9 protein-coding genes are annotated in these 12,429 nt (G+C 62.2%); 6 read left to right on the top strand and 3 right to left on the bottom strand.

The genetic code is table 11. From position 1 onward, the window contains the following. Positions 1 to 18: 18 nt before the first annotated feature. Positions 19 to 2,403, bottom strand: a complete 2,385-nt coding sequence (locus DBV10_RS05670; protein ID WP_056419714.1) for a heavy metal translocating P-type ATPase — start codon at positions 2,401 to 2,403, stop codon at positions 19 to 21. Between the two features lie 229 nt (positions 2,404 to 2,632). On the opposite strand from DBV10_RS05670, the gene cadR reads away from it, so the two are divergent. After that, positions 2,633 to 3,124: a Cd(II)/Pb(II)-responsive transcriptional regulator gene (gene cadR, locus DBV10_RS05665; RefSeq protein WP_056419711.1), complete on the top strand. Its 492-nt coding sequence runs from the start codon at positions 2,633 to 2,635 to the stop codon at positions 3,122 to 3,124. Positions 3,125 to 3,127: 3 nt separating this feature from the next. On the opposite strand, the gene DBV10_RS05660 is transcribed toward cadR, so the two are convergent. Continuing rightward, the gene (locus tag DBV10_RS05660) at positions 3,128 to 4,465 is read right to left on the bottom strand and encodes a heavy metal sensor histidine kinase (protein WP_082493263.1); all 1,338 of its coding nucleotides are present in this window, start codon (positions 4,463 to 4,465) and stop codon (positions 3,128 to 3,130) included. Then, on the bottom strand, positions 4,462 to 5,148 hold the full coding sequence (locus DBV10_RS05655; protein WP_056419925.1) for a heavy metal response regulator transcription factor: 687 nt from the start codon (positions 5,146 to 5,148) through the stop codon (positions 4,462 to 4,464). Before DBV10_RS05655 ends, DBV10_RS05660 begins: the two co-directional genes overlap by 4 nt. A 157-nt stretch (positions 5,149 to 5,305) precedes the next feature. Between DBV10_RS05655 and DBV10_RS05650 the strand changes: the two genes are divergently transcribed. The 5 genes from DBV10_RS05650 (at position 5,306) to DBV10_RS05630 (ending at position 12,373) form a co-directional block, all read left to right on the top strand. Next, a complete protein-coding gene (locus DBV10_RS05650) occupies positions 5,306 to 5,644 on the top strand; it encodes a DUF4148 domain-containing protein (RefSeq protein ID WP_056419708.1) in 339 nt (112 codons plus the stop codon). 42 nt (positions 5,645 to 5,686) lie between these two features. Beyond that, positions 5,687 to 6,046: a cation efflux protein, CzcI family gene (gene czcI, locus DBV10_RS05645; protein ID WP_056419705.1), complete on the top strand. Its 360-nt coding sequence runs from the start codon at positions 5,687 to 5,689 to the stop codon at positions 6,044 to 6,046. 157 nt (positions 6,047 to 6,203) lie between these two features. Continuing rightward, positions 6,204 to 7,559: a TolC family protein gene (locus DBV10_RS05640; protein ID WP_056419702.1), complete on the top strand. Its 1,356-nt coding sequence runs from the start codon at positions 6,204 to 6,206 to the stop codon at positions 7,557 to 7,559. A 2-nt stretch (positions 7,560 to 7,561) separates the two neighbouring features. After that, positions 7,562 to 9,172 carry an efflux RND transporter periplasmic adaptor subunit gene (locus DBV10_RS05635; RefSeq protein ID WP_056419698.1) on the top strand — a complete coding sequence of 537 codons (1,611 nt, stop codon included), beginning with the start codon at positions 7,562 to 7,564 and terminating at the stop codon, positions 9,170 to 9,172. 15 nt (positions 9,173 to 9,187) lie between these two features. Continuing rightward, positions 9,188 to 12,373 (top strand): CusA/CzcA family heavy metal efflux RND transporter, encoded by a 3,186-nt coding sequence (locus DBV10_RS05630; protein ID WP_124511465.1) that lies wholly within the window; start codon positions 9,188 to 9,190, stop codon positions 12,371 to 12,373. Positions 12,374 to 12,429 lie beyond the last annotated feature (56 nt).

The following is a 12,429-nucleotide window of genomic DNA, read 5'->3' as shown; positions in this document are numbered from 1 at the left end:
GTGCGTCCCGGGTAATCGCTAGTGGGAATGGGCATGCTCCTTGGGCTGCGCAGGCTGGGCCTTGGCGGCAGGCTCGACCCGCGTGCCGCGAAGCAGGCGCAGTCCATTGCCCACGACCAGCAAGCTGGCCCCCATGTCCGCAAAAACGGCCATCCACATGGTCGCAGTGCCCACCACCGCCATCACCAGAAAAACGCTCTTGATACCCAGCGCCAAGGTGATGTTCTGCCAGAGAACGGCATGGGTGCGCTTGGACAGGCGCACGGTCTCGGCGACGCGCTGCAGGTCATCGTTCATGATGACCACGTCGGCCGCTTCCATCGCTGTGTCGGTTCCCGCACCGCCCATGGCAAAGCCGATGTCGGCCTGCGCCAGCGCCGGCGCGTCATTGATGCCATCGCCGGTCATACCGGTGGCGCCATAGCGCTTTTGCATCTCCTTGATAGCATCAAGCTTGGCTTCGGGCAGCAGATCTCCGCGGGCATCATCAATGCCGGCCTGCGCTGCGATGGCCTTTGCAGTGGCCGTGTTATCGCCTGTCAGCATGACCGAAGTCACTCCCAGTGCCTTGAGATCGGCGATGGCCTGTTTTGAGGTCTCGCGAATGGTGTCCGCTACCGCGAAGAGCGCCAGGACGCGCGATTCGTCTGCAAGAAGGGTGACCGTGCGACCTTGCTTTTCGTGGATGGCCAGCTCCGCCTCCAGTTCCGGCCCGCACAATCCCTGCTCGTGAATCAGCCGGTGATTGCCCAGCACCAGGCGCGCACCATTGACCCAGCCCTCGACACCGCGCCCCGGCAAGGCCTTGAAGCTCTCAGCCTCTGGGCCTTGCGCCTCCAGGCCCTGAACAATCGCCTTCGAGACCGGGTGATCGGATCGGGCCGCCAGGCTGGCCGCCATCAGCTGGATTGCGGACTCATCGCCGGCACCCCACACCTGCCACTTCACCAACTTGGGTTTGCCCTCGGTGATGGTGCCCGTCTTGTCCAGCGCAACGGCCTTCAGGAGCCGGGCGTCTTCCAGGTAGGTTCCGCCCTTGATCAGGATCCCGCGGCGCGCTCCCGCGGCCAATCCGCTGACCACTGTGACGGGTGTGGAAATGACCAGAGCACATGGACAGGCGATCACCAGCAGCACCAAGGCCTTATAGAGCGCCTCCAGCCAGGTCAGGCCCATCAGGAAAGGGGTCAGCACCGCTACCGCCACGGCAATGGCGAAGACAGCCGGGGTGTAGATCGAGGCAAAGCGGTCGACGAAGCGCTGCGTCGGTGCACGCGTGCCCTGCGCCTGCTCCACGGCCTGGATGATCCTGGCCAGGGTGGTGTTGCTGGACAAGGCAGTAACCTCAAACTCCAGTTCACCAGTTTCGTTGATGGTCCCTGCGAACACCTGGTCGCCAGGCGCTTTGTCCACTGGAATGCTCTCTCCAGTCACCGGCGCCTGGTTGATGGCCCCGTTGCCCTTGGTCACCTTGCCGTCCAGGGGCACCCTCTCGCCTGGCTTGATGCGCACGGTTGCTCCAATGGCCACCGAAGCCACCGGTGTAGCAGACCACGACCCATTTGCTCCCAGAACCAGTGCCTCTTCCGGCGCCAGTTCCAGCAAGCCCTTGATGGCGTTGCGGGCCCGGTCCACTGCCTTGGCCTCGATGAGTTCGGCAATCGCATACAGGGCCATCACCATGGCGGCCTCGGGCCACTGACCGATCAGGAATGCCCCGGTGACTGCCACCGACATCAGCGCATTGATGTTGAGCTTGCCGCGCAAAAGTGCCGCAATGCCTTTTTTGTAGGTGTCGATCCCCGCCAGCCAGATCGCCACGGCGGCGATGGCCATGCCCGCCACCTTCCAGACCATTTGGTCCGGTGCAAAGAACGACAAGACCTCTGCCCCAGTCGCGAACACCAGCGCAGCCACCAACCGGGTAATGCCACCTGCAAAACCATGTCCATGGTCGTGGTCGTCGGCTGCTCCGCCCGCCTGTCCACCCTCGGAGCTGGCCACAGGCTGCGGATCGAAGCCCGCTTTCCGGATAGCGTCGAGTGCCAACGGGAAGGTGCTTTCCTCTGCGTCGATCTTCAGCGTCCGTGCGCCCAGCTGAAAACCCAGGGAGCGGATTCCACCCAGAGGTTCCAGCGCCCGGCGAATCTCCGCCTCCTCGGCACTGCAGTCCATGGTCGCTATGCGAAACACCCGGCCCTGGCCACCCTGAGTGTGTGCCGCAGTAGACACCGGCTGTGGATCGAAACCCGCCTTGCGGATGGCATCCAGCGCCAAGGGCAAGACACCATCCTCTGCATCGATCTTCAGCGTGCGCGCGCCCAGTTGGAAGCCCAATGACCGGACTCCCTCTAGAGGTTCCAGCGCCCGGCGGATCTCTGACTCCTCGGCGCTGCAGTCCATGGTGGCGATGCGCAACAGCGTGCCTTTGCCTGGGCTGCTTGCGGCGGCAGGAGGCGAGGCAACGGTACTGGAGCAGCCCGAGGAGCAGCAGGTGTCATTAACGCTAGAGGAAGTGCTGGTTTCTGATTTCATGGCCTAATTGGAAACCCTGTAGTGACCTTAAAGTCAAGCGACTCCCCAAATCTCGCCGCCTTGTCCTACGGAAACCAGATTTTGCAAAGGACGCTTTATGAAAATCGGCGAACTTGCCAAGGCCACCGGCACGCAGACTGAGACCATCCGCTACTACGAGCGCGAGAACCTGCTGCCGATCGCGATGCGCACAGAAAGCAACTACAGGGTCTACGACAGCAGTCATGTCGAGCGTCTGGCCTTCATCCGCCATTGCCGATGCCTGGATATGACCCTCGATGAGATCAGGGTGCTGTTGCATTTCAAGGACGCTCCGGATGAAAACTGCGGCGCGGTGGACGCACTTCTTCAGGAGCACATCGGGCACGTGGTGTCTCGCATCCGGGAACTCCAGGCACTGGAGTCGGAATTGCGCAGCTTGCAGCAGCAGTGCTCACCAGGCCACCTCGCCGGTGAGTGCGGCATCTTGGGCGGCTTGGCCACTGCGGCACTTCAACACAATCACATGCAGCCCAGCGAGGCCCACCCGCCAGGTGCTCATCATGATATTGGCGTGGCTCCGAGGCAGCGGGCCAACAAACGACGCTGATTTTCAGTGAGCGCGAATTTCTAACCCGACACTTGTCACCCCATTCTCTGACTTGGCCACCGGCTTGCCCTGGTGCATGCGGGCAATCGCGCCCACGATGGCCAGACCCAGGCCGTGGTTGCTCTGCCCATGGCTGCGAGCAGGATCTGCCCGGAAAAACCGGTCAAACAGCTGGGGAAGTATTTCGGGATCGATGGTGTTGCCGTAGTTGGTGACGCTGATCAACACGCGGTCCTCGTCACCAGTTCTCAAGTTGATCTGAACGATGGAGCCGGTGCTCGCGTAGCGGGTTGCGTTTCCCAGCAGGTTGGACAATGCCCGGCGCAACAACGGCACATCGAAGGTGCCATGCGCATCGCCGACCACTTTCGCGGTGAGACCCGCCTCGGCCAGCGCTGCCTCGTGGTAGTCCAGCACGTCGGCCGCCACCGATGCCAGGCTAGCCACGGGCGCGCGACGCGCTCCCACGCCCCGATCTGCCTGGGACAGGAACAACATGTCGTTAACGATACCGGTCAGGCGATGCAGCTCCTCCAGATTGGACGCCAGCACCTCGCGAATATCCGCTTGCTCGGGGCGCCGCAGCGCCAGTTCATTGTTGGCAATGAGCGTGGCCAAAGGCGTGCACAACTCGTGCGCCACGTCCGCATTGAAGCCCTCCATCTGGGAGTAGGCCTTTTCAATGCGAGCCAGGAGTGCATTGAACTGGTCGATCAGCGGCACGAGTTCAAGGGGCTGCTCCGCGCCATCGAGCCGCTGGTGGAGGTTGTCCGCCGAAACGGCGCGCGTCTGGCTGGCCAGTCTTCGAACGGGCGCCAGGCCCAGGTTGACCAGGGAGAAGCCGCCCAGCGAAACCACGACGGCCCCGCCAATGGCTGCCACCAGCAATGTGACTGCAAGACGGTGCAGCAACTGGTTGTCGGTCTGGATGTCCAGCGACAGCTGGACGCGCAAACTCTTTGAGGCCGTCTGGCCCGAAGCCAGTGCCACTTCGAACTGCCGCTGGCGCCAGACCGTCTTCGCATTCTGGTTGCGGGTATGGGCGTAGAGGATGGCCCCATCGGCCTGCGCGACTTCAAGCGAAAGATCTCCGTGCCCTACCAGGAAATCATCGAGCTTGTGAGCAAGGTCTTCCGAATCCCCGTGCTCCTTGCCGTCCACCAGCAAGTGCCGGATGACGTTTTCCTTTTGCGCCAGCGTTTCCTCCTGTCGATCTCGGAAGTTGAATTCGGTCACCAGGTAGACGGCCAGACAGACCAGCCCGAGCCCGGCAAAGCTCTGAAGTGCCAGCCACCACGACAACCGCTGGCGCAATGAGCGATGTTGGATCAGGGCCTTCATCCGTTGCGCTCTTCCATGACGTACCCCATACCGCGGATGGTGTGCAGAAGCGCGGTGTCAAAGGGCACATCGATCTTGGTACGCAGGCGCCGTATGGCGACCTCCACCACGTTGGTATCGCTGTCGAAGTTCATGTCCCAGACCTGCTCGGCGATCTCCGTGCGGGACAGCACTTCTCCCTTCCTTCTCAGAAAAAGGGTCAACAGCAGGAACTCCTTGGCAGTTAACTCCAAGCGCTGACCGCCTCGGGACGCCTTGCGCCGCACCAGGTCGACATCCAGGTCGGCCAAACGCAGTTGCGTGGGCTCTGCCGCGACCCGCGCACCTTGGGTGCGCCTGAGCAGAACCTGGATGCGGGCGCTCAACTCGGAAAACGCAAAGGGCTTGACCAGATAGTCATCCGCACCCGTCTGAAGTCCGAGCACCCGATCCTCGACACTGACCCTGGCTGTGAGCATCAAGACAGGGGTCTGCCTGGTCTTGCGAAAGGCCGTCAGCAGGCTGAAGCCGTCGATCCCTGGGAGCATCGCGTCCAGCACCAGCAGATCGTGGCCGCCTTCAAGGGCCATGTGTAGGCCGTCCACCCCGTTATGGGCGACGTCCACCACATAACCGACCTCTCCGAGGCCCTTGCGCAGGTACTCGGCCAGCTTGACCTCGTCTTCAATGAGCAGAATTTTCATGGTGCCATTCTCGAAGAATGCCGCCTGTTCGTAGATTACGAATTTGTCATCTGGCTGTTGGCGCCTTGTCGAGGTCCGATTTTTACAGTACCCCCTGTGTCGAAAGGCATAGCCGCGGTAGATCGCCGCTGGCTCATTCGAATCAAGGGACCACACCATGACCGTTCGCAAACCCCTCGCACTCTCCCTGATTGCCCTGGCCATTGCGGCCCCAGGCTTGGCATCTGCTTCGGCGCTCTACCATCCAGCCGGTGGCGAAGTGGGAATGACCACCCATCCCGACCACGTCCAAAGCAACGTGTCCCGTGGCGAAGTGCTTCAGTCTGTAGAAGCCGCGCGCAAGGACGGTACGCTGGCGATCTTGTCTCGCGGTGGTGCACTGCCTGTCAAAGCAACGGGTGGCTCCAAGACGCGTGAGCAGGTGCAGCAGGAGTACCTGAACATGTCAGCCGCTGAGAAGCAGCGCAACCAGGAACTGTACGGCGCGGGCGGCTGATCGGCACACGAAGTCTTCTTGACCGCGTGCTAGACTCAAAAAATGCGCCGCCTGATCGTCGTTTTTATGCTTGCATTGCTCCCGTTCCAGTTCAGCTGGTCCGCGGTGGCTGCTTATTGCATGCACGAGAACTCGACCGACCAGGCCCAGCACCTTGGGCATCACGAGCACAAGCACGAAGCCAAAAGCGGGGTCGGCCAAGCCGACAAGACCAGCCAAGGCACCGACATGTCCGATGTCGACTGCTCGGTTTGCCATGGTGCCGGCATCGGGGCCCTCAACTGGTCCTGCGCCAAACATCGCGTCTCCCATGACAGCCGCGTGGACTCACCGTCGGGCGAGCGCCTGGCGGCTGTAACGCCCACACCTCCCGACCGCCCACAGTGGCCCGTCCTCGCCTGATCGGCGGGGGCATCTCTCCTTCTTTCAGTCAGTCGTGACCGCCCCTTGGCGGCTGCAGTTGTGCGTGTCGCGGCTGCACTGACTGACGAGTTGCCAGGCAGCTGCACGGTTGCCACCCCGCCGATTCCCTCGTGTTTTGAAATCACTGGAGAATCGGATGTTCAAGGGTATTTACCTTCAAGGAAAGCCGCACGCATGGGGCGGCCGCACGAAATTCAGGCTCGCAGCAGGTGCCGCGGCCATATTGCTGACCTTCTCGGGCGGGGCCTCTTCTCAGGGCATGTCGCAAGGCACAGTCGGTGGAGTACAGGCGCCCCAGACTGCCGCGGTGTCTCCCGCTGAGCCTCTGTCGCTGGCCAAGGCCATCGAGTTGGCCTTGGACGGGAATCCAGAGGTGGCTGCCGCTACCCGCCAGTTGGAGGCAACAGAAGGGCAGATTCTTCAAGGGCACTCACGCCCCAATCCCGAGCTTGCCTATTCGCTGGAAGACGCACGCTCCAAAACACGTACGCAAAGCTGGCAACTCAACCTCCCCGTGGAATTGGGTGGAAAGCGCGCAGCGCGTACCAAGGCGGCCGAAAAATCACGCGAGCAGGCACAGGCCCAGCTCGCTGAGCTGAAGGCCACCGTGCGAGCCAATGTGGCCGCAGCCTACTTCGACGTCCTGACGGCGCAGGAGCGATTGGCGCTCGCCAAAGACAGCGTGGCATTGGCCAAGTCGTCAACGGATACCGTAGCCAAGCGCGTAGCCGCTGGCAAGGTATCACCTGTGGAAGAGTCCAAGGCCCGCGTTGCGGAAGCCGGCGTTCGCGTCGAGCTCGCACAGGCAGCCAGCGAACAACGCAATGCACTGTCTCGCCTGTTTGCGCTGTTGGGACAGATCAACGCGCCGTTCACCGTCCTCGAGGGCAAAGCCGACCACCTTCCCGCGGTACCGCCCCTCGCCGATCTTCAGCCCTTGATTTCTTCTTCGCCAGGCGTTGTCCTTGCGCGGATCGAGGTGGATCGGCGCCAGGCCCTGACTGCACTGGAGCAAAGCAAGCGCGTGCCCGATGTCACCGTCAGCGTCGGCATGCAGCGCAGCAACGAGACCCAACGCAACGTCCTGCTGTTTGGTGTCTCCGTGCCTCTGCCTGTGTTTGACCGCAACCAGGGCAACCTGCTGGAAGCTCTCAAGCTTGAGGACAAGGCCCGCGACGAGTTGCAAGCGGCCACGGTACGCCTGCACAGCGAAGTGGCGCAGGCGCGCGAACGCCTTTCGACCATCACTGCGGAGATCCAGTCGCTGCAACAGGACGTTCTGCCCGGCGCGAAGTCGGCCTACGACGCGGCCACCATTGGCTTCGAGAACGGAAAGTTCAACTTCCTGGAGGTGCTCGATGCCCAGCGCACCTACTTCACCGCCAAATCCCAGTACCTCAAAGCCCTGGGCGAGGCACACCGCGCGGCGGCGGATGTCGACCGCCTGCTTGGGGCCAGCACGGTTTCCGGATTGATCGCAACGCACAACTGAGCATGACAATGAACATCAGCACATCCTCCATCAGCAAAAAGCATCTCATCGCTATTGCCGTTGTCCTCGCGCTAGGGGTCGGGGCAGGAGCCTTCATCCTACAAGGCGGCGGCAAGCCCACTGCAGTCGCCGCCGAGGGCGATGGCCACGGCCACGGCAGCCATACCGAGGCCAAGGGGCACGGTGATGGAGAACACCACGGCAAAGGCGGTGAAAAAGGCCACGACGACGACAAAGGCCACGCCGATGGCGAGCACCATGAAAAGAGCCAGGCCAAGGGCCCCCACGGTGGCACAGTGTTCAAGGAAGGCGACTTCAGCCTGGAAGCATTGCTGTCCGAAGACGGTGGCGAGCCTCGGCTGCGGATCTGGCTGTCCGACAAGGACAAGCCGCTCCCCCTGAACACGGTAACGGTCACGGCAACAGTGACCCGCCCCACAGACGACAAGCAAAACCTGACGTTTGCCGCAGAAAAGGACAGCCTGGTCAGCCGCGAGATCGTCGCCGAACCCCACGCGTTCGACATCGAGATCATTGCGCAGACGGCCACCGAACCTTTCATGTTCGTGATGAGCAAGGAAGAGGGAAAGATCGAACTGACCGATGCCCAGATCAAGGCCGCCTCCATTACGGTGGACTCTGCGTCGGCAGCCAACATCAAGACGGCGCTGCTTTTGCCCGGCGAGATCCGGCTAAACGAGGACCGGACATCGCACGTGGTTCCCCGTCTGGCGGGTGTGGTGGAGAGTGTCAGCGCCAGCCTGGGCCAGGTCGTCAAAAAGGGGCAGGTTCTGGCCGCCATTGCGAGCCCGACCGCTTCGGAGCAGCGCAGCGAGCTGCAGACGGCGCAAAAGCGCCTGGCGCTGGCCAAGACCACCTACGAGCGGGAAAAGAAGCTGTGGGAGCAGAAGGTCTCCGCCGAACAGGACTACCTGCAGGCCAGGCAGGCGTTGAGCGAAGCGGAGGTCGCTGTTGCCAACGCCAATCAGAAGCTCAGTGCGCTGGGCCTGTCCACCTCGTCCGAGTCCGGACTGAACCGTATCGAACTGCGCGCGCCCTTTGACGGCATCGTCATCGAGAAGCACCTGAGTCTTGGCGAGGCCGTCAAGGAAGATGCGGCGGTGTTCACCATCTCGGACCTTGCCACGGTGTGGGCTGAGATCAATGTTCCTGCAAAGGATCTGCCGTCGGTGCGGGTGGGCGAGAAGGTCACCATCAAGGCCACCGCCTTCGATGCCTCCGCCACGGGTACTGTCGCTTTCGTGGGCGCGTTGATCGGTGAGCAGACCCGTACCGCCAAGGCCCGCGTCGTTCTTGATAACCCCAAGGGCGCCTGGCGCCCCGGCCTGTTCGTCAACGTCGAGGTGGTGTCCGAAGAAACGGCAGCGCCTGTGACCATCTCGGCCGACGCAGTCCAGAACGTCGGAGAAAAGCCCGTGGTCTTCCTCAAGGTCGACGGCGGCTTCATCGCCCAACCTGTGAAGCTGGGCCGAAGCGATGGCAAGCGCATCGAGGTCCTGTCGGGCCTCAAGCCCGGCATGCCCTACGCCTCGACAGGCAGCTTCGTCGTGAAGTCCGAACTCGGCAAGGGATCTGCCGAACACACGCACTGATCCCGGAGCCCATACATGTTTGAAAAACTTATCCGATTCTCGATCGAGCAGCGATGGCTGGTGCTGCTGGCGGCCCTGGGCATGGCGGCGCTGGGCGTCTTCAGCTACCAGAAGCTGCCCATCGACGCGGTCCCCGACATCACCAACGTCCAGGTTCAGATCAACACCCAGGCCGCCGGTTATTCGCCTCTGGAGACCGAGCAGCGGGTCACGTATCCCATCGAGACAGTCATGGCCGGCCTGCCGAACCTGGAGCAGACCAGGTCGCTGTCACGGTACGGACTGTCGCAAGTGACCGTCATCTTCAAAGACGGAACCGACATCTATTTCGCGCGCCAGTTGGTCAATGAGCGCATCCAGGAAGCCAGAGACCGGCTGCCCGCCGGCATCACGCCAGCCCTGGGGCCCATCTCAACCGGTTTGGGCGAGATCTATCTGTGGACCGTCGAAACCAAGGATGGGGCCAAGAAGCCCGATGGCAGTCCCTACACCCCGACCGACCTGCGCGAGATCCAGGACTGGATCATCAAGCCGCAGCTGCGAAACGTTCCTGGCGTGACCGAAATCAACTCCATTGGCGGCTTTGCCAAGGAGTACCAGATCGCCCCCATCCCGGAACGACTGGCCTCGCTGGGCGTGACGCTGCAAGACGTCGTCACGGCACTGGACCGCAACAACGGCAACGTGGGCGCTGGGTATATCGAAAAGCGCGGCGAGCAGTACCTGATTCGCGCCCCTGGACAGGTCAAGTCGCTGGAGGACATCGGCAACGTGATCCTCAGCAGTGCCAACGGTGTTCCTGTGCGCGTGCGCGACGTGGCCGACGTGGGCATTGGCCGGGAGCTGCGAACGGGTGCCGCAACCGACAACGGGCGCGAGGTGGTTCTCGGCACGGTGTTCATGCTGATCGGAGAAAACAGCCGGACCGTCTCGCAGGCAGTGGACAAGAAGATGCTGGAGGTCAACAAGAGCCTCCCAGAGGGCGTGCACGCGGTGACGGTCTATGACCGCACCGTGCTCGTCGACAAGGCCATCAATACCGTCAAGAAGAACTTGCTGGAAGGCGCGGTACTGGTGATCGTGATCCTGTTCCTCTTTCTGGGCAATATCCGGGCCGCAGTCATCACGGCAATGGTCATCCCCTTGTCGATGCTCTTCACGTTCACCGGGATGGTCCACTACAAGGTGAGTGCCAACCTGATGAGCCTGGGGGCCCTGGACTTCGGCATCATCATTGACGGAGCTGTGGTGATCGTGGAGAACTGCGTTCGGCGGCTCGCCCATGCGCAGGCGCACCACGGCCGGCCGTTGACGCGGGCCGAGCGCTTTCATGAAGTGTTCCTGGCATCCCAGGAGTCGCGCCGCCCATTGCTGTTCGGACAGCTCATCATCATGGTGGTGTACCTGCCCATCTTCGCGCTGACGGGCGTGGAAGGGAAGATGTTCCACCCCATGGCCTTCACGGTGGTTGCCGCTTTGGTGGGCGCGATGATCCTTTCTGTGACCTTCATCCCGGCAGCTGTGGCCCTCTTCATCGGCAATCGGGTCAGCGAGAAGGAGAACTTTTTGCTGGGCCACGCCAAGCGCCTGTACGGCCCCATGCTTGATCGCGTGATGGGCGCCAAAACGCTGGTTCTCACCATTGCCGCGGTTGCCGTGGTCCTGTGCGGACTGATCGCGACCCGCATGGGCAGCGAGTTTGTACCCAACCTCAATGAAGGCGACTTCGCGATCCAGGCACTGCGCATTCCGGGCACCAGCCTTTCCCAGTCGGTGGCGATGCAGCAGCAGATCGAAAAGACGCTGAAAGCGAAGTTCCCCGAAATCGAGCGCATCTTCGCCAGAACCGGTACTGCGGAGATTGCTTCGGACCCCATGCCGCCGAACATTTCGGACGGGTACATCATGCTCAAGCCGATGGATGAATGGCCCGAGCCTCGAAAGACCCGTGATGAGCTGCTCGCGGCGATCCAGGAAGTCATTGGCAAGATCCCCGGCAACAACTACGAGTTCTCCCAGCCCATTCAGCTGCGATTCAACGAGCTGATCTCAGGGGTGCGCAGTGACGTGGCCGTGAAGATTTTCGGTGACGACATGGACGTGTTGAACAAGTCCGCTGAAGAAGTCTCCGCCATGCTGCAAAAGATCCAGGGCTCCTCCGAGGTCAAGGTCGAGCAGACGACGGGCCTTCCGATGCTCACGGTGAACATCGACCGCCAGAAGGCAGCGCGCTACGGGCTGAACGTTGCCGACATCCAGGACACCGTGGCCACGGCCATCGGTGGTCGTGAGGCCGGCACCATGTTCGAGGGGGACCGCCGGTTCGACATCCTGGTTCGCCTGCCTGAGGCGCTTCGCAATGACCTGGAAGGCATGAAGCGGCTACCCATACCGTTGCCGCGGTCTGCCGGTGGCACGGAAGCCAAGACGAATTTCATCCCATTGGGTGAGGTCGCATCGTTCGAGCTGGCACCCGGCCCCAACCAGGTCAGCCGAGAGAACGGCAAGCGCCGCATTGTCGTGAGCACCAACGTGCGCGGACGGGATGTGGGCTCGTTCGTTGCAGAGGCCGAGCAAGGCCTGGCGCAGATCAAGATCCCCACCGGCTACTGGACGAGCTGGGGTGGCACCTTTGAGAACCTGCAGTCAGCCACCAAGCGCCTGCAGATCGTTGTACCGGTCTCCCTGCTGCTGGTCTTCGGACTGCTGTTCGCGATGTTCGGCAATGCCAAGGACGGTTTGCTGGTCTTCACCGGCATCCCATTCGCATTGACAGGGGGCATCCTGGCGCTGTGGCTTCGGGACATTCCGATGTCCATCTCCGCGGCCGTTGGCTTCATCGCGCTCTCTGGGGTGGCAGTGCTCAACGGCCTGGTGATGATTTCCTACATCCGCAGCCTGAGGGAAGGCGGTGTCGGCCTGGACGAAGCGATCAGGGATGGCGCCCTGACCCGCTTGCGCCCGGTGCTGATGACCGCCCTGGTGGCCTCGCTGGGATTCATTCCCATGGCCATCGCCACAGGCACCGGCGCGGAAGTCCAGCGTCCTCTGGCCACCGTGGTGATCGGTGGAATTCTTTCATCCACGCTGCTCACGCTGCTCGTGCTGCCGATTCTTTACCGGCTGGCCCACAGGCCCGATGAAGAAGCCGAGGACGTGTCTGCCGAGCCCTCCCACCCGGACGCACCGAAGCCTGTGTAGTCAAAGGCGGTCCCGCTGATCGCGGGACCTTCCCATTTCTCCAACCCCAAAGGAAC

The sequence above is a fragment of the Acidovorax sp. FJL06 genome, assembly GCF_003852545.1.
Lineage (GTDB): Bacteria > Pseudomonadota > Gammaproteobacteria > Burkholderiales > Burkholderiaceae_C > Acidovorax.
The sequence above is the reverse complement of the archived record's forward strand: the minus strand, read 5'-3'. Positions and strand labels throughout refer to the sequence as shown.

Coding starts and splice junctions, on each gene's coding strand:
- DBV10_RS05670 (WP_056419714.1), bottom strand. CDS start 2,403: ATGGACTGCAGCGCCGAGGAGTCAGAGATCCGCCGGGCGCTGGAACCT.
- cadR (WP_056419711.1), top strand. CDS start 2,633: ATGAAAATCGGCGAACTTGCCAAGGCCACCGGCACGCAGACTGAGACC.
- DBV10_RS05660 (WP_082493263.1), bottom strand. CDS start 4,465: ATGAAGGCCCTGATCCAACATCGCTCATTGCGCCAGCGGTTGTCGTGG.
- DBV10_RS05655 (WP_056419925.1), bottom strand. CDS start 5,148: ATGAAAATTCTGCTCATTGAAGACGAGGTCAAGCTGGCCGAGTACCTG.
- DBV10_RS05650 (WP_056419708.1), top strand. CDS start 5,306: ATGACCGTTCGCAAACCCCTCGCACTCTCCCTGATTGCCCTGGCCATT.
- czcI (WP_056419705.1), top strand. CDS start 5,687: ATGCGCCGCCTGATCGTCGTTTTTATGCTTGCATTGCTCCCGTTCCAG.
- DBV10_RS05640 (WP_056419702.1), top strand. CDS start 6,204: ATGTTCAAGGGTATTTACCTTCAAGGAAAGCCGCACGCATGGGGCGGC.
- DBV10_RS05635 (WP_056419698.1), top strand. CDS start 7,562: ATGACAATGAACATCAGCACATCCTCCATCAGCAAAAAGCATCTCATC.
- DBV10_RS05630 (WP_124511465.1), top strand. CDS start 9,188: ATGTTTGAAAAACTTATCCGATTCTCGATCGAGCAGCGATGGCTGGTG.